The sequence below is a fragment of the Streptomyces spinosus genome (assembly GCF_020400655.1).
Taxonomy (GTDB): Bacteria; Actinomycetota; Actinomycetes; order Streptomycetales; family Streptomycetaceae; genus Streptomyces; species Streptomyces argyrophylli.
Genome location: NZ_JAINRC010000008.1, coordinates 239615 through 259712 on the forward strand (window position 1 = coordinate 239615; position 20098 = coordinate 259712).

A 20098-nucleotide genomic window follows, 5' to 3' on the forward strand; every position below is an offset into this window, starting at 1 on the left:
GGACCACGGCGGCGGCGGTGCGCGACGACACGGGACCGGACAGGCGGTGCCGGCGGTCCCGTGCGAACGAGCCGGGCTCCGGGTCAGCTCACCAGGCCCAGTTCGCGGGCGATCAGCAGCCGCTGGACCTCGCTCGTGCCCTCGCCGATCTCCAGGATCTTGGAGTCGCGCCACATACGGGCCACCGGGTACTCGTTCATGAAGCCGTAGCCGCCGTGGATCTGGGTGGCCTCGCGGGCGTTGTCGACGGCGACCGTGGAGGAGTAGAGCTTGGCCAGGGCCGCCTCCTTCTTGAAGGGCTCGCCGGCCACCAGCCGGCTGGCGGCGTCGCGCCAGGCGAGGCGGGCCGTGTGGGCCTTCATCTCCATGTCGGCGATCTTGAACTGGATCGCCTGGTTGGCGCCGATGGGCTTGCCGAAGGCACGGCGTTCCCTGGCGTACTTCACCGACTCGTCCACACAGCCCTGGGCCAGGCCCGTCGCCAGGGCCGCGATGGCGATGCGGCCCTCGTCCAGGATGCGCAGGAACTGGGCGTAGCCACGGCCCTGTTCGCCCAGGAGGTTGGCGGCGGGGACGCGGACGTCGGCGAACGACAGCTCACGGGTGTCCGACGCGTTCCAGCCGACCTTCGAGTAGGGCGCCGCCACCGTGAAGCCCGGCGTGCCCGACGGGACGATGATCGCCGAGATCTCCGGCCTGCCGTCCGGCTTGCGGCCGGTGACGGCGGTGACGGTCACCAGCGCCGTGATGTCCGTGCCCGAGTTCGTGATGAAGCACTTCGTGCCGTTGATCACCCACTCGTCCGTGTCCGGGTCGAGGCGGGCCGTCGTACGGGTCGCCCCCGCGTCGCTGCCGCCGTCCGGCTCGGTCAGGCCGAACGCGCCCAGGACCTCGCCCGAGCACAGCCGGGGCAGCCACCGGCGCTTCTGCTCCTCCGTGCCGAACAGGTGCAGCGGCATCGCGCCCAGCGAGACGCCCGCCTCCAGGGTGATGGCCACCGACGAGTCGACCCGGGCCAGCTCCTCCAGCGCGATGCCGAGTGCCAGGTAGTCGCCGCCCATACCGCCGTACTCCTCCGGGAACGGCAGGCCGAACAGGCCCATGCGGCCCATCTCGCGGACGATCTCGTACGGGAACTCGTGCCGCTCGTAGAAGTCGCCGATCTTCGGCGCCACGACATCGTGCGCGAACTCCGCCACCGTACGGCGGAGGTCTTCCAGCTCGGGGCTGAGACGGTGGTCCATGCTGATCACTGGTCCTTGTGGGAGAGAGCGCGGACGGTACGGGACGGGCTGGGCCGGCCCAGCTGTTCGGCCATCCACACGCTCGTGGCGGTCAGACGGCCGAGGTCGACCCCCGTCGCGATGCCGAGCCCGTGCAGCATCCAGACGAGGTCTTCGGTGGCGAGGTTGCCGGTGGCGGACTTGGCGTACGGGCAGCCGCCGAGGCCGCCCGCGGAGGCGTCGACCGTGGTGACGCCGTGCTGGAGCGCCGCCAGCGTGTTGGCGAGCGCCTGGCCGTAGGTGTCGTGGAAGTGCACGCCGATCATCTCCGTCGGCACGCCCCGGTCGTTGAGCAGCGCGAGCAGCTCGCGCACCTGACCGGCCGTGGCCACACCGATCGTGTCGCCGAGACTCAGCTCGTCGCAGCCCATGTCCCGCAGGGCCGTACACACCCGGGCCACCTGGTGCGCCGGCACCGCGCCCTCCCACGGGTCGCCGAAGCACATGGACACGTAGCCGCGCACGTGCACGCCCTGGTCCTTGGCCTGCCGCACCACCGGCTCGAACACCGCCAGCGACTCGTCCAGCGTGCGGTTGAGGTTGGCCTTCGCGAAGGACTCGGTGGCACTGGCGAACACGGCGACGCGTCCGGCGCCGAGGGCCAGCGCCCGGTCCAGGCCGCGCCGGTTGGGGACCAGTACCGGCAGGGCCACCCCGGGCAGGTCGCTCACCTGCGGGAAAAGCTCCTCGGCGTCGGCCAGTTGGGGCACCCACTTGGGGTGCACGAAGCTCGTCGCCTCGATCGTCGTCAGGCCCGCGCCGGCCAGCCGCCGGATGAACTCCGCCTTCACCGCCGTCGGCACGGCCGTCTTCTCGTTCTGCAGCCCGTCGCGCGCGCCGACCTCGTGGATCCGTACCCGCGCGGGCAGGCCCGGGGCCGGTACGACCATGGGCAGTCCGTCGGCGCTCATTCCGCCGCCTCCTTCGGGGCGATGACGGCCAGCACCTGGTCCATGGCGACCGTCGTACCCGGCGTCACGTCCAGTTCGGCGACCGTGCCGGCGTGCGGGGCGGAGATGACGTGCTCCATCTTCATCGCCTCCACCACCAGCAGGCTCTGCCCGGCGGTCACTTCGTCGCCGACGGCCACCTTGACCACCGTCACCGTGCCGGGCATGGGCGCGGTGAGCGAGTCGGCACCCGCGTGGGCCGTGCGGGTCAGGGACGCGGCCACCGGGTCGTGGTCGCGCACCTGCCAGGCGTCCCCGTCCCGGCCGATCCAGTCACCGGCCCGGTGGAAGGTGTGCCGGACGCCGTCGAGGGTCACCGTCACGCGGTCGCCGGTGACGGTGTGGGTGCCCCGGGGCGTGTACGCCACCGGGTCCTGCGCCCGCAGGTGGAAGACCGGCGGCTTCGCAGTGCCCCCGAGGCGCCAGCCGCTCGGCACCGAGAAGGGGTCGACCCAGCCCTCCGTACGCGGCTCCAGCCGCTCCAGGCGTACGGCCGCCGCCGCCTCGTACACCTCCTTGGGGACGTCCGTGGAGACCAGGTCGTCCACGACACGCTCGACCAGGCCCGTGTCCAGCTCGCCCGCGACGACCGCCGGGTGCGCGAGCAGCCGGCGCAGGAACCCGGCGTTGGTCTGCACGCCCAGCGTGACCGTCTCCGCGAGCGCCGAGCGGAGCTTCCTGAGCGCCGTCGCGCGGTTGGGGCCGTAGGCGATCACCTTGGACAGCATCGGGTCGTACAGGCTGCCCACCTCGGCGCCCTCGGTCAGCCCGGAGTCGGTGCGCACGCCGTCGCCCTGCGGTTCGCCCAGCAGCAGGACCGTGCCACCGGAGGGCAGGAAGCCGCGCGCGGGGTCCTCCGCGCAGATCCGGGCCTCCACCGCGTGGCCGGTCAGCCGCAGGTCCTCCTGAGCGAACCCCAGCGGCTCCCCGGCGGCCACCCGCAGCTGCCACTCCACCAGGTCCAGCCCGGTGACGAGTTCGGTGACCGGGTGCTCCACCTGGAGGCGGGTGTTCATCTCCATGAAGTAGTACCGCGAGGGATCGCCGCCCGGGACGATGAACTCCACCGTGCCCGCGCCCCGGTACCCGCACGAGCGCGCCGCCTGTACGGCCGCCTCGCCCATCGCGGCCCGGGTCCGCTCGTCGAGGAGCACGCTCGGCGCCTCCTCGACGATCTTCTGGTGGCGCCGCTGGAGGGAGCACTCGCGCTCGCCCAGGTGGACCACGTTGCCGTGGCCGTCGGCGAGCACCTGGATCTCGATGTGCCGGGGACGGTCGACCCACCGCTCCACCAGCAGGGTGTCGTCGCCGAAGGAGGCGCGGGCCTCGCGGCGGGCGGCGGCGATCTCCTCCTCCAGCACGGTCATGTCCCGCACCAGCCGCATGCCCTTGCCGCCGCCGCCCGCGGACGGCTTGAGCAGCACGGGCGCGCCCAGCGCGCGGGCCGCCTCGGCGAGCTCGGGGTCCCGGCCGCCCGGCACCACCGGCACCCCGGCCGCCTGGACCGTCTCCTTGGCGCGGATCTTGTCGCCCATGAGCGCGATCGCGTCCGCCGGCGGGCCGATGAAGACCAGCCCCGCCTCCTCGCAGGCGCGCGCGAAGCCCGCGTTCTCCGCGAGGAAGCCGTAGCCGGGGTGGACGGCCTGGGCGCCGGTGCGGGCGGCGGCCTCGAGCAGCCGCTCCACCGACAGGTAGCTCTCGGCGGCCGGCGCCGGACCGATCCGTACCGCCGTGTCGGCCTCCCGGACATGCCGCGCGTCGGCGTCGGCGTCGGAGAAGACCGCCACCGAGCGGACGCCCAGCGAGCGGAGCGTACGGATGACGCGTACGGCGATCTCGCCCCGGTTGGCCACCAGCACTGTGTCGAACACGGTTCCCCTCCTCACATCCGGAAGACGCCGAACTGGGGGTCTCCCAGGGGCGCGTTGGCGCAGGCCGTCAGGGCGAGGCCCAGCACCTGACGGGTCTCCAGCGGGTCGATGACGCCGTCGTCCCAGAGCCGGGCGGTGGCGTAGTAGGCGTTGCCCTGGCGTTCGTACTGGGCGCGGACGGGCGCCTTGAACGCCTCCTCGTCCTCGGCGGGCCACTGCTCCCCGCGCGCCTGAAGCTGGTCCCGCTTGACGGTCGCCAGCACGGACGCGGCCTGCTCGCCGCCCATGACGGAGATCTTGGCGCCCGGCCACATCCACAGGAAGCGGGGGGAGTAGGCCCGGCCGCACATCGAGTAGTTGCCCGCGCCGTACGAGCCGCCGACGACGACCGTCAGCTTCGGCACGCGGGTGCAGGCGACCGCGGTCACCATCTTGGCGCCGTGCTTGGCGATGCCGCCCGCCTCGTAGTCCTTGCCGACCATGAAGCCGGAGATGTTCTGGAGGAACACCAGCGGGATGCCGCGCTGGTCGCACAGCTCGATGAAGTGGGCGCCCTTCTGGGCGGACTCGGAGAACAGGATGCCGTTGTTGGCGACGATCCCGACCGGGTGGCCGTGGATGCGCGCGAAGCCGGTGACCAGGGTCTGCCCGAACTCGCTCTTGAACTCCGCGAACCGGGAGCCGTCGACCACGCGCGCGATGATCTCGCGGACGTCGTAGGGGGTACGGGAGTCGACGGGGACCGCGCCGTAGAGCCCGTAGGGGTCGACCTTCGGCTCGGCGACGGGCACGACCTCCCAGGGCGGGGACTGCCGGGCCGGGAGCGTGGCGACGATGTTCCGGACGATCCTCAGGGCGTGCGCGTCGTCCTCGGCGAGGTGGTCGGTGACCCCGGAGACGCGCGAGTGGACCTCGCCGCCGCCCAGCTCCTCCGCCGTGACGACCTCACCGGTGGCCGCCTTCACCAGCGGCGGGCCGCCCAGGAAGATCGTGCCCTGGCCGCGGACGATCACGGCCTCGTCGCTCATCGCCGGGACGTACGCCCCGCCGGCCGTGCAGGAGCCGAGCACGGCCGCGATCTGCGGGATGCCCGCGCCGGACATCCGGGCCTGGTTGTAGAAGATCCGCCCGAAGTGGTCCCGGTCCGGGAAGACCTCGTCCTGCATCGGCAGGAAGGCCCCGCCGGAGTCGACCAGGTAGACGCACGGCAGCCGGTTGTCCAGGGCCACCTCCTGCGCGCGCAGGTGCTTCTTCACCGTCATCGGGTAGTACGTGCCGCCCTTGACCGTGGCGTCGTTCGCGACGATGACGCACTCGCGCCCGCTGACCCGGCCGATCCCGGCGATGAGCCCGGCCGCCGGGGCCTGCCCCTCGTACATCCCGTCGGCCGCGAGCGGGGCCAGCTCGAGGAAGGGCGAGCCCGGGTCGAGCAGCGTGTCCACCCTGTCCCTCGGCAGCAGCTTGCCGCGCGCGGTGTGCCGGGCGCGTGCCTTCTCGCCGCCGCCGAGGGCCGCCGCGGCCAGCTTGGCGCGCAGCTCCTCCACGAGGGCCAGATGCGCCTGTTCGTTGGCCCGCCAGGCCTCCGACGCGGGATCTGCCGCGCTGTGAAGCTCCGGTGCCTCCTGCATCCTGCGGTTCCCCTCACCGGTGATCGAACCTGTTAATGAGCGTTAACCATCGCCACCAGGTTAACGACCGCTAACCTCGCTGTCTAGAATTGTTCGCATGGCCACCAGAACCGACGCCCCGACCCGCCGCGAGCAGATCCTCAAGGAGGCCGCCCGGCTGTTCGCCGAGCGCGGGTTCCACGGCGTCGGTGTCGACGAGATAGGCGCCGCGGTCGGCATCAGCGGCCCCGGCCTCTACCGGCACTTCCCGGGCAAGGACGCGATGCTGGCCGAACTGCTGGTCGGCATCAGCGGGCAGCTGCTCACCGGTGCCAAGCGCCGGCTGGCCGAGGCCGACGGGACCCCCGCGACCCGCGTCCTCGACTCCCTGATCGAGGGCCACATCGACTTCGCCCTGGACGACCGCCCGCTGATCACCCTGCACGACCGCGAGCTCGACCGCCTGCGGGACAGCGACCGCAAGCTGGTGCGGCAGCTCCAGCGGCAGTACGTGGAGCTGTGGGTGGAGGTGGTCCGCGCGGTGTACCCGGGCCTGACCGAACCGGCCGCCCGCTCGGCCGTCCACTCGGTCTTCGGTCTGCTGAACTCGACACCGCACCTGGGGCGGGCGGGCACCCTTCCGGGCCGTGGGGTCACGGCGGCGCTGCTGCACCGGATGGCGCGGGGGGCGTTCGCGGCGGCGGGGGAGGGGTGACGCGGGTCACTAGCATCGGGATATGGAGTACGTCAGGATGCGCGCGATCGCCGAGGAGCTCGGGGCCTGTGCCGAGCGGCTCGAAGGGGCCTGGAGCGTCGAGATCGGGCCGGCCGGCCCGGTACTGGCCATGGTGTGCCCGTCGAAGCGGCATGAGGGCACCGTCCGCCGTATCTGCAAGCAGCTGGACGAGCAGCTCCTGACCACTCATCCCGGCTACATCTGCGCGAGCGGCCCCGAGATCGAGCACCCGGCGCTCGGCCGCATGCGGCTCCCTGACGCGATCGTCATCCCCGAGGCTGTTCTCGACGAGGAAGGCTTCGCCGTCGACGCGGCCGAGGTGCTGGCCGCTGTCGAGATCGTCTCGCCGTCCAACCCGAACAACGACTATGTCGAGAAGCTCGACGACTACCCGACGATGGGCATCGCTCACCACATGATCGTCGATCCGCGCACCGGCACGATCGAAGTCCACTCCGAACCGTGCAAGGGCCGTTACACCCGCAAGGATCCGTACATCTACGGCGACTCGGTTCCCTTCGGCCCCTGGAGAGTGAACACCTCCGAGTTCCGCCGTTACGGCAAGGCCGAGCGCTGACCTGAGGGGGCGTGGCCAAGCTCACCCTGGACGCTGGAACGTACTCACCAGTACTTTGGAGTCTGAGCAAGCGCTTAGACAGGTACCCTGGAGGTGGGCGGCGTGCGCCGTACGGTGTTCAACGAGGATCACGAGGCGTTCCGGGAGACCCTTCGCGCCTTCATCGAGGCCGAGGTCGTGCCGGTGTACGACGAGTGGTTCGCCGCCGGCCAGGCGCCGCGCGACTTCTACTACAAGCTCGGCGAGCTGGGCATCTTCGGCATCAGCGTGCCCGAGGAGTTCGGCGGCGCCGGCCTGGACACCCACAAGTTCGAGGCCGTCCTCTACGAGGAGACCGCCCGCGCCGGCGTCCAGTTCGGCGGCTCCGGCGTGCACGTGCTGCTCGCCCTGCCCTACATCAAGATGCTCGCCACCGACGAGCAGAAGAAGCGCTACCTGCCGAAGTTCGTCACCGGCGAGGAGATGTGGGCCATCGCGATGACCGAGCCGGGCACCGGCTCCGACCTCGCGGGCATGAAGACCACCGCCAAGCTCTCCGAGGACGGCACGCACTACGTCCTCAACGGCGCCAAGACCTTCATCACCGGCGGTGTGCACGCCGACAAGGTGATCGTCTGCGCCCGCACGGCCGCGCCCACCGCCGAGGACCGCCGCCACGGCATCTCCCTGTTCGCCGTGGACACCAAGTCCGAGGGCTACTCCATCGGCCGCAAGCTGGACAAGCTGGGCCTGCGCACCTCCGACACCGCCGAGCTGGCCTTCGTCGACGTCAAGGTCCCGGTCGAGGACCTGCTCGGCGAGGAGAACAAGGGCTTCTCCTACCTCGGCCACAACCTGGCCTCCGAGCGCTGGGGCATCGCCTTCGGCGCCTACGCCCAGGCCAAGGCCGCCGTCCGGTTCGCCAAGAGTTACGTGCAGGAACGCACCGTCTTCGGCAAGCCGGTCGCCCACTTCCAGAACACCAAGTTCGAGCTGGCCGCCTGCCAGGCCGAGGTGGACGCCGCCGAGGCGGTCGCCGACCGTGCCCTGGAGGCCCTGGACGCCGGTGAGCTGACCCCCGCCGAGGCCGCCTCCGCGAAGCTGTTCTGCACCGAGGTCGCCCACCGGGTCATCGACCGCTGCCTCCAGCTGCACGGCGGCTACGGCTACATGAACGAGTACCCGATCGCCCGTCTGTACGCGGACAACCGGGTCAACCGCATCTACGGCGGCACCAGCGAGATCATGAAGACGATCATCGCCAAGGACATGGGTCTGTAAGGCCCCGGACACCGACACGCGATCACTGGCCGGTACAACAGCACACCATGAGCCAGGCACTCCAGGATCTCCTCGATCTGCTCGACCTGGAGCAGATCGAGGAGGACATCTTCCGCGGCCACTCCCGCTCCGCCGTCGTCCCGCGCGTCTTCGGCGGGCAGGTGGCGGCGCAGGCGCTGGTCGCCGCCGGACGGACGGTCCCCGCGGACCGGCCCGCACACTCCCTGCACGCGTACTTCCTGCGTCCGGGCGACCCGGGCGCGCCCATCGTCTACACCGTGGACCGCATCCGTGACGGCCGGTCCTTCACCACGCGCCGGGTGGTCGCCGTCCAGCACGGCAAGCCGATCTTCCATCTGTCGGCGTCCTTCCAGGCGTACGAGGAGGGGCTGGAGCACCAGGCGCCCATGCCCGCCGCGCCCGACCCGGTGACCCTGCCGACCTCCCAGGACCGGCTGCGCGGCTACGGCCACCTCGCCCCCGACGTCGTCGAGCGGTTCCTCGAGGCGCGCGAGGCGATCGACCTCAGGTACGTGGACGAGCCGCCGTACGGGCGGTACGGCGAGCCGCGCGAGCCGCACTCGCAGGTGTGGTTCCGCACCAACGGCAAACTCGGCGGCGCCGTCGACGAACCGCTGCTGCACGTCGTCCTCGCCACCTACGTCTCCGACATGACCCTGCTCGACTCGGTGCTGCTCGCGCACGGGCGCGGCGGCTGGGCCGTCGGGGACGTCGTCGGCGCCTCCCTGGACCACGCGATGTGGTTCCACCGCCCCTTCCGGGCCGACGAATGGCTGCTGTACGACCAGGAGTCGCCGTCCGCGCACGGCGGCCGGGGCCTCGGGCAGGCCCGTATCTACACCCAGGACGGGCGGCTCGCCATCTCGGTCATCCAGGAGGGTGTCGTCCGGGTGCCGAGACGGCCATGACAGGAGTGCTCCTCGAGATGACGCGTGACCCATGTGGGACTAGGCTCTTTGAGTGAAGCCGCAGTGAACGGCATGCCCGGCAGACCCGCGTGTGAGGTGCCCGGCTCCGTTTCGGTTCCGACCCGCTGCGGTGACATCTGAAGACCGCGCCGCATTCTTCCCCTTTCGCAGCGGCGACGGCCATCCACCTCGCGCCTCCCCCATGGAGCCGTGAGAGACGATGGAGATGGAAGGTATTCCCATGCGATCACAGCGCGCGAGGCGTCTTGTCGCGATTTCCGCCAGCGGCCTGCTGCTGGCCGGCGGGGCCGCGATCGGCACCGCCGGAACCGCCTCTGCCTCGACCCACACCGACCGCGGTTCCTACAGCTGGAACTGGGGCGATGATGACGACAACGGCTACGGCGGCGACCACGGCGGCGGCTATGGCGGTGACCATGGCGGCGGCTATGGCGGTGACCATGGCGGCGGCTACGGCGGTGACCACGGCGGCGGCTACGGCGGCGGTCATGGCGGCGGCTACGGTGGCGGCGGCCACGGCGGCGGCTACGGTGGCGGCGGTCACGGCGGCGGCGGTGGCGGTCACGGCGGCGGTGGCGGTGGCCACGGCGGCGGCGGTGGCGGTCACGGCGGCGGTGGCGGCGGCCACGGCGGCGGTGGAGGTGGCGGAGGCCACTGAGCCGACCACGAAATGACGACGTGCGGCCCCGTTCGCGGGGCCGCACCTCGTGCTGTCCCGTGCTGCGCGGGAGCGTCGGAGCCCCGCGTGACCGCGTGTCAGACCAGGCCGGCCGCGGCGAGCAGGTACGCGGTCATCGGGTCGTAGTGGCGCGGGCTCACCACATGGTCGTCCAGCGGGACGACCACCTGCACGGTGCCCTCGGACTCGGCGAGGAACAGCGCCGGGTCGTTGCAGTCGGCGTACCCCACGGAGTCGACCCCGTGCTGTCCCGCGTACCCGGCCCAGCCGTGGTCGGCGACCACGAGGTGCGGCAGCGGGCGTCCCTCCCGCTCAAGTCCCGTCAGAACGGCCCGCATCGGCTCGCCGGAGTGCGTGTGCCACAGCGTCGCCCCGTGCTCCAGCACGGCCACGTCCGCGAACTGCATCACGTACCCCTCGTCCGTCTGGAGCCCGTCCGGGATCACGACGATCTCGCAGCCGGCGGCACGCAGCGCGGCGGCCGTGGCCCGGTGGACGTCCAGCAGACCGCCCGGGTGCCCGGTCGCGAACAGCACCCGCTGCCGGTCCTCGGCCGCCTTGCGCAGCCGCGCCGCCATGCGGTCGAGGGCGTCCACCGTCAGCTCGGGGTCGATGGTGTCCTGCCCGTACCGGTACTCCGGGTCGTCGTTGACGCCCACCCGCTCGGCCATGACCGCGAGCACGTCCTGCTCGTCCGTCCAGCGGTCGCCCAGTTCCAGGCCGAGCCAGTAGTTGCGGACACCGTTGGCGAGCTGGCGGTAGTGGGAGAGGTTGTTCTCGCGGGGCGTGGCGACGTCCCCCGCGATACGCGTGCGCACCAGGTGGTCGACGAGCTGGGCGCGGCTGGGTGTCCCGGATATCGGCATGCCTCCCATTGTGGGGCAGTGCCCGGCGCGGGTCCTCGGCATACCGCCCGCTGGGACGGGGGTCACGCACGGTCGCCGTCAGTCACGCCGCAGCGCGAACCACAGCTCCATGCGCACGTCCGGATCGTCCAGGTCGGCGGCCAACAGGGCGGCGCAGCGGGCGATCCGCTGCCGCACGGTGTTGCGGTGCACGCCGAGCGCCACCGCCGTACGGTCCCAACTGCCGTGCAGGGACAGCCAGGTGCGCAGGGTGTCGGCGAGCGCGGCCTGCCCCGCGAGGGGACCGAGCAGCGCACGGGCGTGGGTCTCCGCGTCCGCCCGCGGCACCAGGTCCGCCAGCGCGGGCCGGGCCGCGTGCCGGACCAGCGGGGTGCGGGTGGCGCGGGCCCGGGCGAGGGCGCGGGCGGCCTGGGTGTCGGCGGCCGGCCACTCCCGCGGCCCGGCCGCGGCACTCACCCCGAGCGTCCAGCCGGGCTGCGGCCCCGGTTCGCGCCCCGCCGGCACCAGCACCCGTACGACGTCGCGGGCGAGGTCGACCAGCGGTGAACCCAGGGCGGCGCCCAGCGCGGAGGCGGCGACCGCGTCCGGGGCCTGGGCCTCCGGCCGCGCGTGCACCACGAGCCACTGCCCGGTGCCGAGCAGGGGCGCCACCTCCTCGGGCGGGGCACCGAGCAGCAGCCGGACGAGCGCGGAGGACCGGGCCGCCCCGGCACCGCTGTGGTGCTCCCCGGTCAGCAGGGCCAGCAGGACGGCGGCGACGGAGGCGATGGTGTGATCACCCGGGTCGCGCCGGGGTGCGGCCACCCCGAGCACGAACCCCTCCCCGGCGCCGAGGGCGTAGACGGCGAGATGGGTGGTGCCGTGGGTGTCCGTGGCGGAGGCGGGGTGCGGGCGGGGGCCCGGCGCGCCGGGTGCGCTCGGGGCGCTCGGCTTGCCCGGTGCGGAAGGGACCGGGTGCGCACGGCCGCGGGGCGCGGCCGGCGGGGGAGCGGCCGGGTGCCTGACCACGCCCGCCAGCTCCGCCAGCGCCGTCCGCGCGCCCCGCGGTGTCTCCCGGCCCGCGCCCGCGATCTCCGAGCCGTCGGGCCCGTAGAGCACCGCCCGGCCGCCCAGGCGCTGGGCCAGCTGGCGCAGCACCGAGGGGACCGGGTCCGGCCGGGAGGCGGCGGCCGCGAGACTCTGCTGTGCCTCGCTCACCCGGCGCAGCTCGGCCAGCCGGGCCTGCGCCATCAGCTGCCAGACCGCCCGGGCCACCCCGGAGAACGTGGTCTGCGGCGGGACCTCCAGCAGCGGCAGCCCGTACCGGTCGCAGGCGGCGACCAGGGCGCGCGGGACCGTGTCGTGCACGGGGGCCACCCCGAAGCCGAGGGCCGCGCCGCCCGCCGCCACGATGCGGGAGACGTAGTCGTCGAAGTAGGTGCCCGAACCCGCCGCCTCGGGGATGTGCACCCCGGCCGTGAGCAGCAGCTCGCCGCCCAGCAGATAGGGGTACGGGTCGGCCATCTCCGAGGTGTGCGCCCAGTGGATCACGATCCCCGGGTCCGCGGGTCCGGCGATCTGCCGCAGCGCGAGGTCGTCCCGGGCCAGCAGCGCCTGGAGCGTGACCGGTGGGGTGGGCGGAACCGCTGGGGCGATCGTCTCCGGCATGGTGTGCGTTCCCTCCATCCCGCCCCGTTCATATGGATGAAACGTACACTTCGCAGTCGCTTTCCGGCCACCTAGCCTCAAGGGGCACGGCAGCCGCGGGTACGGGCGGATGTCCCCGCGAGCCGCTGCCGGCACGTCTCCGAAGAACCTGCACGACACGCCACCGGACAGTGCGCGAAGGAGGGCCCCATGGCCGTCGACTACACAGTGATCGTCGTCTATCTCGCCGGCATGCTCGCCATGGGCTGGTGGGGCATGCGCCGCGCCAAGTCCAAGAGCGAGTTCCTGGTGGCCGGCCGCCGCCTCGGGCCCGCCATGTACTCCGGCACCATGGCGGCGATCGTCCTCGGCGGCGCCTCCACCATCGGCGGCGTGGGCCTCGGCTACCAGTACGGCCTGTCCGGCGCCTGGATGGTCTTCACCATCGGTCTCGGCCTGCTCGCCCTCTCCGTCTTCTTCTCGGCCCGCATCGCCCGCCTGAAGGTGTACACGGTCTCCGAGATGCTGGACCTGCGCTACGGCGGCCGGGCCGGTGTGATCTCGGGCGTGGTCATGTGGGCGTACACCCTCATGCTCGCGGTGACCTCCACCATCGCCTACGCCACGATCTTCGACGTGCTCTTCGACATGAACCGCACGGTCGCCATCATCCTCGGCGGCTCCATCGTCGTCGCCTACTCGACCCTCGGCGGCATGTGGTCCATCACCCTGACCGACATGGTCCAGTTCGTCGTCAAGACCATCGGCGTGCTGCTCCTGCTCCTGCCGATCGCGGTCGTCAAGGCGGGCGGCTTCTCCGGGATGAAGGCCAAGCTGCCGACCGGCTACTTCGACCCGCTGGGCATCGGCGGCGAGACGATCTTCACCTACGTCCTGATCTACACGTTCGGCATGCTGATCGGCCAGGACATCTGGCAGCGCGTGTTCACCGCCCGCAGCGACCGGACCGCCAGGTGGGGCGGCACGGTGGCCGGAACCTACTGCCTGGCCTACGCCCTGGCCGGCGCGGTGATCGGCACGGCCGCCAAGGTGCTGTACCCGAAGCTGGGCAGCCCCGACGACGCCTTCGCCACCATCGTCAAGGACGAGCTCCCCGTCGGCGTGCGCGGACTGGTCCTGGCCGCGGCCCTCGCCGCCGTGATGTCGACGTCCTCCGGCGCCCTGATCGCCTGCGCCACGGTCGCCAACAACGACATCTGGTCCCGTCTGCGCGGGGTCGTGCGACGGGACGGCGAGGACCACGACGAGGTCAGGGGCAACCGCGCGTTCATCCTGGTCATGGGCCTGGCCGTGATCGGCACGGCGATCGCCCTGAACAACGTGGTCGAGGCGCTCACCGTGGCGTACAACCTCCTCGTCGGCGGCCTGCTCGTGCCCATCCTGGGCGGCCTGCTGTGGAAGCGCGGCACGGTCCAGGGCGCGCTGGCCTCCGTGATCGTCGGCGGCCTCGCGGTCATCGGCCTGATGGCCGGCTACGGCATCCTCGCCAACGAGCCCGTCTACTACGGCCTGCTGGCCTCCCTCGCCGCCTACGTCGCCGTCTCCCTGGCCACGAGGCCCACCGACGAGACCGTCCTCGCCACCTGGCGCGAGCGCCTCGCCGGACGCTCCCCCGAACTCCCGTCCGAACCGGTCCCGGCTCACCAGTAGAGTCGTAGAGAAAGCAGTACATGCGCGAAGAAGCGCAAGAAAGAAGGCATTTCACCATGAGCAGCAACGAGACGCCCCGCGGCCCCGTCGACTCCTCCCGCGTCCCGCGGTACGCCGGTCCCGCGACCTTCGCCCGGCTGCCCCGCCTGGACGAGGTCGGCACCGCCGACGTCGCCGTCGTGGGCGTGCCGTTCGACTCCGGCGTCTCGTACCGGCCGGGCGCCCGCTTCGGCGGCAACGCCATCCGTGAGGCGTCCCGGCTGCTGCGCCCGTACAATCCGGCGCAGGACGCGTCCCCGTTCGCCCTCGCCCAGGTCGCGGACGGCGGCGACATCGCCGTGAACCCGTTCAACATCAACGAGGCCGTCGAGACCATCGAGGCCGCCGCCGACGACCTGCTCGGCACCGGCGCCCGCCTGATGACCCTCGGCGGCGACCACACCATCGCGCTGCCGCTGCTGCGCTCGGTGGCGAAGAAGCACGGCCCGGTCGCCCTGCTCCACTTCGACGCGCACCTGGACACCTGGGACACCTACTTCGGCGCCGAGTACACCCACGGCACCCCGTTCCGCCGCGCGGTCGAGGAGGGCATCCTCGACACCTCCGCCCTGTCCCACGTCGGTACCCGCGGCCCGCTGTACGGCAAGCAGGACCTGACGGACGACGAGAAGATGGGCTTCGGCATCGTCACCTCCGCCGACGTCTACCGCCGGGGCGCCGACGAGGTGGCCGACCAGCTGCGCCAGCGCATCGGCGACCGCCCGCTGTACATCTCCATCGACATCGACTGCCTCGACCCGGCGCACGCGCCCGGCACCGGCACCCCGGAGGCGGGCGGCATGACCTCCCGCGAGCTGCTGGAGATCCTGCGCGGCCTGGCGGGCTGCAACCTGGTGTCGGCGGACGTCGTCGAGGTCGCCCCGGCCTACGACCACGCCGAGATCACCTCGGTCGCCGCCTCCCACACGGCGTACGAACTGACCACGATCATGAGCCGCCGGATCGCGGCGGCCCGGAAGGACACGGAAGCGAAGTGACCCACGACCACGACCTGGTACTCCGCCCGACGCCGGCGCAGATCACCGCCGCCCTGAACCCTCCCCCGGGGCGCAATGGCGGAGACCTGGTCGTGGAGACGCTGGCCGGGCTGGGTGCGACGACCGTCTTCGGCCTGCCCGGCCAGCACGCCCTCGGCATGTTCGACGCGCTCCGCCGCTCCTCCCTGCGCTACGTGGGCCTGCGGGTGGAGAACAACGCGGGCTTCGCGGCGGACGCGTACGGCAGGATCACGGGCGAGGCGGCGCCGCTGCTGCTCTCGACCGGGCCGGGCGCGCTGACGTCCCTGGCCGCGCTCCAGGAGGCGGCGGCGGCCAGCGCGCCGGTGCTGGCGATCAGCAGCCAGATCCCGACGGCGGGCCTGGGCGGCGGCCGGCACGGCTACCTCCACGAACTCCCGGACCAAGCGGCCTCGTTCCGGGGCGTGGTGAAGTCGGTCCACACGGTCCGCACCCCCTCCCAGATCCCCTCCGCGATCGCGGCGGCCTGGAAGTCGGCCCTGACCGCCCCGCACGGCCCGGTGTGGGTGGAGATCCCGCAGGACGTGCTGCTGGCCGAGACCTCGCTGCCCGTGGTGACGGCGATGGACGCGACCCCCGAGGACCTGGTCCCGCGCCCCGAACTGACGGCGGTGGCGGCCGGCCTGCTGTCCCGCGCCGCCCGCCCGGCGGTCATCGCGGGCGGCGGGGTCGTCCGCGCGGACGCGTCGGGCAAGCTGCTCCAGCTGGCCGAGAAGCTCCGGGCGCCGGTCGTGACGACCTTCGGCGGCAAGGGCGCGTTCCCGTGGCACCACCCCCTGTCGTTGCAGTCCTGGCTGGAGGACCGGCACACGACGGACTTCCTCGAGGACGCGGACGTCCTGCTGGTGGTCGGCTCCGGACTCGGTGAACTGTCGTCCAACTACCACACGTTCAAGCCCCGGGGCCGCGTGATCCAGATCGAGGCGGACCTCGGCAAACTGGAGTCCAACCACCCGGCCCTCGGCATCCACGCGGACGCCCGGCTCGCCCTGCAGGCGCTGCTGGAGACGGTGGAGGAGCGCGCGGACGACTCCGCGCCCGAGCGGGTGCGGGACCTCCTGGCCCGCGTGTCCGAGCGGATAGCCGCCCAGGAACTCACGCTGGAACAGGACGTGCTGGCGTCGGTCCGCCGCGCCCTGCCGACCGGCTCCCCGTCCTTCTGGGACATGACGATCCTGGCCTACTGGGCCTGGTCCGCGTTCGACGCGCAGGGCCCGAACACCATGCACTCGGCCCAGGGCGCGGGCGGCCTCGGCTACGGCTTCCCGGCGGCGCTGGGCGCGGCGGCGGCCGACCCGACACGCCCAGTGCTGGCGGTGTCCGGCGACGGCGGCGCCCTGTACTCCATCGCCGAACTGGCCACGGCCCGCCAGTACGACCTGAACGTCACCTGGCTGATCGTCGACGACGGCGGCTACGGCATCCTGCGCGAGTACATGACGGACGCCTTCGGCCAGGCGACGGCGACGGAGCTGCACCGCCCGGACTACGTGGCCCTCGCGGAGTCCTTCGGCGTACCCGGCGTCCGCACCACCCCGCAGACGCTGGAACAGGACCTGACGAAGGCACTCGGCACCCCGGGCCCGTCGGTGGTCGTGCTCCCGGCCGTGCTGCGGATGTTCGCGCCGACGCACCTGGGCCGGCCGGCCGGCTAGTCGGACAACTGCGCGCACATTCAAGTGGCTTGACGGTCGGAAGGTGCCGGCCCGGTCAGGGGGAGCCAGTATGCTCTGTGCCGCTGGTGCTTCGATCGCCGTCCAGTGCTCCGGTCCGCCAGGGCCGGATCCCGCAGCGCGGGACGCTACGGCGAGAGGAGCGCTGGCATGGCAAGGAGAAGGCGTGGCACCGGAGAACGCGAGCCGGAACCGCTTCCCCGGTGGGTGCGGGGCACGGTCGCGATCCTGACGCCGCTGGCTCCCCTTGTCGCGGTGTGTGTGCAGGTGTTCGCCAAGTAGGGCGACGACGTGGAGGGGTTCGGGCCGAACGGGACGACTTCGCCGATGGCGAGGCGAGTCCGACCGGCCTCAGATCGGCCGGACCCACCCGGCGCATGCACTGCGGTCCGGCTCCGGTTGCCGCCGGGGCCGGACCTCGCCGCGCTGACGAATGCGCGCCGTATCTCTGCGGCGCGACATCGGCGCAGTGCACGTCATCAGCCACTGTAGCCAACGCCGGCCGCGCTGTACGGTTTCCCGGATCAGGCGAACGCCTGGGTGGCACCGACTCCCCGTCAGCAGCCGCCCGGCCCCACCCCGTCCATCCGGCCGCCGAAGTCGCCGAGGTAGCGGGAGCGCCAGTCGCCGTTGAACACGTCCCGCTTCTCCACCGGGCCCCAGTTGACGAAGCAGGCGCGGGTCGAGGCGACGAAGGAGCCCACGTGGTCGTGGAGGCTCGGCGGCAGGTCGCGGTAGCCGCTGCGGGCCGTCCATTCCCAGTACGAGCCACCGAAGCCCTCCCCGCTCCAGAGACAGACGGAGCCGTCGGGGCAGGAGGGCTGGGCGGCGCGGGCCGTGGCGGTCCCTGCGGGCACGAGTACGGCGGTCACGGCCAGGGCGGCGGCCAGCGTCCAGGCGCGCAGCTGCTGCTTCATGTGGCGCTCCAGGAAGGGGAGTCGGGATGTCCGGCAGTGCGCCGGGCACCGCCCATGGTGCGGGCCGGCCGGCGGGACACGCCCGGCGGCAAGATCTCCTTCGCCGGTGTGAGGGAAGAAGTGGGACTAGTAGGACCGCGGGGACCCGCCCCCTCCTGTGCGGCACGGTCCCGCTCATTGTGAGCAACTCCTCATCTCCGAACGCGCGTACAACTATCGACCACCCCGGCGAGTCCAGTCATGCAGCGCACGGGTGCGCTCAACGGCGTTCAGGGGGACGCCCGTACGACGTTCAAGGGGGAACTTTCCATGACTCACCGGATATCCGGCCGGGCCGGCGTGCTCGCGGCCACCGTCAGTGCCGCGCTGCTCGTGCCGGCGGTCACCGCCGCCACCCCGGCCGCCGCGGCCACGCCCACCGTGACCTGTACGTCCGCCAAGGCGGGCCTGGCCGCCAAGCTGAAGAAGGACATCACGGCGGCCCTCGCCAACCGCAAGGGCACGGTCGCCATCGGCCTGTACGACCGCGGCACCAAGACCACCTGCACCCTGCGGGCCACCAGCGCCTACGACTCGGCCAGCACGGTCAAGGTCACCGTCCTCGCCACGCTGCTGTGGGACGCGAAGAAGCACAACCGGTACCTGACGAGCACCGAGCAGTCGCTCGCCAAGGCCATGATCACCCAGTCCGACAACAACGCGACCAGCAAGCTCTGGAAGCAGCTCGGCATGACCAAGATCAAGGGCTTCCTGGCCGCCGCCGGCATGACCAAGACCGTGCCGGGCGCGAACGGCTACTGGGGCCTGACCCAGGAGAACGTCAACGACGAGCAGAAGCTCCTCAAGCTCGTCACCGCCAAGAACAGCGTGCTGAGCGACAACTCCCGCGCCTACATCCTGAAGCTGATGGGCCAGGTCGTCTCCTCGCAGCGCTGGGGCACCCCGGCCGGCGCGCCGTCCTCCGTCTCCGTGCACGTGAAGAACGGCTGGCTGCAGCGCTCCACGCACGGCTGGCGGGTGCACAGCCTCGGCACCTTCAACGGCGCCGGCCGCGACTACATGATCACCGTGCTGACGCAGGACAACAGCACCATGAGCTACGGCGTCACCACGATCCAGAACGTCGCCAAGGCGATCCACAAGGACCTGGTGCCGGCCACCATCGGCGTCACCCGCTACACCCCGACCAGTCACCCGCGCGAGGCGTTCGTCGCCGTGCCGCCGCGGGGCTGACCCTTCACGAGGCGGTCTCGCGCACCTCACCGACGGGTCCTACGGTGTGGGGCATGCGCCTGAGAACCTTACTCGCCACCCTCACCGCCGGCCTGGCGACGGCCACCTGTCTGGCCGCCGCCGGGCCCGCAGCCGCCGGCACCCCGGCGCGCCACGCCTGCTCGGCCGCCGTGGCGATCGACCGCTTCTCCGACGCGCTCGACAAGACCACCTACGAGGGCACCTTCGTCGGCAACTTCTCCGCCCTCGCGGTCGACCGGGACGGCTCGCTCGCGGCCCTGGCCGACCGCTCGTCGCTGTTCCGCCTGGACGCCCGTACGCTCCGGCCGCGTGCGGCCGTCCGCCTCGCCGACGAGCAAGGCGCCGACCTCGACTCCGAGGGCCTCGTCGTCGACCGGGACGGCACCCGGCTGGTCTCGTCCGAGACCGAGCCGTCCGTCCGCCGCTACTCCCGCGACGGCACGATCCTCGAGCGCCTCCCGGTCCCGCCCGCCCTCCGGGTCGCCCCGGCCGGCCGCGCCACCGCCAACCAGACCTTCGAGGGCCTGACCCTGCTGCCCGGCGGCCACACCCTGCTGGCGTCCATGGAGTACGCGCTCGCGGGCGACTCCGCCGGCATCGTCCGCCTCCAGACGTGGACCCGTCACCACGGCCGCTTCACGCCCGGCGCCCAGTACGCCTACCGCACCGACACCGGCCTCGGCGTCCCCGAGGTCCAGGCGACCCCCGACGGCCGCCTCCTCGTCCTGGAGCGCGGCTTCACCGCCGGCGTCGGCAACACGGTCCGCCTCTACCTGGCCGACCCCCGCCACGCCACGGACACCAGCGGCACCGAGAACCTCACCGGCCAGCCGGAGGTCCGCCTGGTCGGCAAGACGCTCCTGGCCGACATCGCCGCCTGCCCCTCCCTCGGCGCCACGGCGAAGCAGCCCCAGCCCAACCCCCTCCTCGACAACATCGAGGGGATGACGATCACGGGCCGCGACCGCACCGGCCGCCTGAAGGTGCTCCTGGTGAGCGACGACAACCAGAACGCGGCCCAGACGACCAGGTTCTACTACCTGCGGGTACGTGTCTGACCGCGGCCCGCGTTTTGTTGCGGAGGGATGAAATCCGCATCGTC

Annotated in this window: 17 protein-coding genes; 10 read left to right on the top strand and 7 right to left on the bottom strand. The window is 72.3% G+C overall.

Going from position 1 to position 20098, the window contains the following annotated elements; genetic code table 11:
- Positions 1-83 precede the first annotated feature (83 nt).
- From LG395_RS17340 to LG395_RS17355, 4 genes are read right to left on the bottom strand one after another with little or no spacing between them, the layout of a single operon-like run.
- Complete coding sequence (locus LG395_RS17340) at positions 84-1244, bottom strand: acyl-CoA dehydrogenase family protein (RefSeq protein WP_171155984.1); 1161 nt, start codon at positions 1242-1244, stop codon at positions 84-86.
- Positions 1245-1249: 5 nt separating this feature from the next.
- Complete coding sequence (locus LG395_RS17345) at positions 1250-2194, bottom strand: hydroxymethylglutaryl-CoA lyase (protein WP_225810349.1); 945 nt, start codon at positions 2192-2194, stop codon at positions 1250-1252.
- Positions 2191-4104, bottom strand: a complete 1914-nt coding sequence (locus LG395_RS17350) for an ATP-binding protein (RefSeq protein WP_225810350.1) — start codon at positions 4102-4104, stop codon at positions 2191-2193. The genes LG395_RS17345 and LG395_RS17350 overlap by 4 nt, the downstream gene beginning before the upstream one ends.
- A gap of 11 nt (positions 4105-4115) precedes the next feature.
- Complete coding sequence (locus LG395_RS17355; protein WP_225810351.1) at positions 4116-5732, bottom strand: carboxyl transferase domain-containing protein; 1617 nt, start codon at positions 5730-5732, stop codon at positions 4116-4118.
- Between the two features lie 97 nt (positions 5733-5829).
- Between LG395_RS17355 and LG395_RS17360 the strand changes: the two genes are divergently transcribed.
- From LG395_RS17360 to LG395_RS17380, 5 genes are all read left to right on the top strand, one after another.
- Positions 5830-6426, top strand: a complete 597-nt coding sequence (locus LG395_RS17360; protein ID WP_171155991.1) for an SACE_7040 family transcriptional regulator — start codon at positions 5830-5832, stop codon at positions 6424-6426.
- Positions 6427-6448: 22 nt separating this feature from the next.
- Complete coding sequence (locus LG395_RS17365) at positions 6449-7024, top strand: Uma2 family endonuclease (protein ID WP_225810352.1); 576 nt, start codon at positions 6449-6451, stop codon at positions 7022-7024.
- A 102-nt stretch (positions 7025-7126) separates the two neighbouring features.
- The gene (locus tag LG395_RS17370) at positions 7127-8284 is read left to right on the top strand and encodes an acyl-CoA dehydrogenase family protein (protein ID WP_014672877.1); all 1158 of its coding nucleotides are present in this window, start codon (positions 7127-7129) and stop codon (positions 8282-8284) included.
- Positions 8285-8331: 47 nt separating this feature from the next.
- Positions 8332-9213: an acyl-CoA thioesterase gene (locus tag LG395_RS17375; RefSeq protein WP_171155997.1), complete on the top strand. Its 882-nt coding sequence runs from the start codon at positions 8332-8334 to the stop codon at positions 9211-9213.
- Positions 9214-9433: 220 nt separating this feature from the next.
- Complete coding sequence (locus LG395_RS17380) at positions 9434-9892, top strand: hypothetical protein (RefSeq protein ID WP_225810353.1); 459 nt, start codon at positions 9434-9436, stop codon at positions 9890-9892.
- Between the two features lie 98 nt (positions 9893-9990).
- Here LG395_RS17380 and LG395_RS17385 read toward each other — a convergent pair whose 3' ends face one another.
- Positions 9991-10779 carry a phosphatase gene (locus tag LG395_RS17385; protein WP_225810354.1) on the bottom strand — a complete coding sequence of 263 codons (789 nt, stop codon included), beginning with the start codon at positions 10777-10779 and terminating at the stop codon, positions 9991-9993.
- Positions 10780-10857: 78 nt separating this feature from the next.
- Positions 10858-12444, bottom strand: coding sequence for a PucR family transcriptional regulator ligand-binding domain-containing protein (locus tag LG395_RS17390; RefSeq protein WP_372463348.1), 1587 nt, complete (start codon positions 12442-12444; stop codon positions 10858-10860).
- Positions 12445-12615: 171 nt separating this feature from the next.
- Between LG395_RS17390 and LG395_RS17395 the strand changes: the two genes are divergently transcribed.
- Genes LG395_RS17395 through LG395_RS17405 form a run of 3 tightly spaced genes read left to right on the top strand, consistent with a single transcriptional unit; the run spans position 12616 to position 16807 of the window.
- On the top strand, positions 12616-14076 hold the full coding sequence (locus LG395_RS17395; RefSeq protein ID WP_171156005.1) for a sodium:solute symporter family protein: 1461 nt from the start codon (positions 12616-12618) through the stop codon (positions 14074-14076).
- A 56-nt stretch (positions 14077-14132) separates the two neighbouring features.
- Positions 14133-15113: an agmatinase gene (speB, locus tag LG395_RS17400; RefSeq protein ID WP_171156007.1), complete on the top strand. Its 981-nt coding sequence runs from the start codon at positions 14133-14135 to the stop codon at positions 15111-15113.
- Positions 15110-16807 carry a thiamine pyrophosphate-binding protein gene (locus LG395_RS17405; protein ID WP_225810356.1) on the top strand — a complete coding sequence of 566 codons (1698 nt, stop codon included), beginning with the start codon at positions 15110-15112 and terminating at the stop codon, positions 16805-16807. The genes speB and LG395_RS17405 overlap by 4 nt, the downstream gene beginning before the upstream one ends.
- Before the next feature lie 575 nt (positions 16808-17382).
- Here LG395_RS17405 and LG395_RS17410 read toward each other — a convergent pair.
- On the bottom strand, positions 17383-17742 hold the full coding sequence (locus tag LG395_RS17410) for a peptidase inhibitor family I36 protein (protein WP_225810357.1): 360 nt from the start codon (positions 17740-17742) through the stop codon (positions 17383-17385).
- Between the two features lie 309 nt (positions 17743-18051).
- Here LG395_RS17410 and LG395_RS17415 point away from each other — a divergent pair, with 309 nt between their 5' ends.
- Together LG395_RS17415 and LG395_RS17420 are read left to right on the top strand one after the other, a co-directional pair.
- Positions 18052-18975, top strand: coding sequence for a serine hydrolase (locus LG395_RS17415; protein ID WP_225810358.1), 924 nt, complete (start codon positions 18052-18054; stop codon positions 18973-18975).
- 53 nt (positions 18976-19028) lie between these two features.
- A complete protein-coding gene (locus LG395_RS17420) occupies positions 19029-20054 on the top strand; it encodes an esterase-like activity of phytase family protein (RefSeq protein WP_225810359.1) in 1026 nt (341 codons plus the stop codon).
- The last annotated feature ends 44 nt before the right edge of the window (positions 20055-20098 follow it).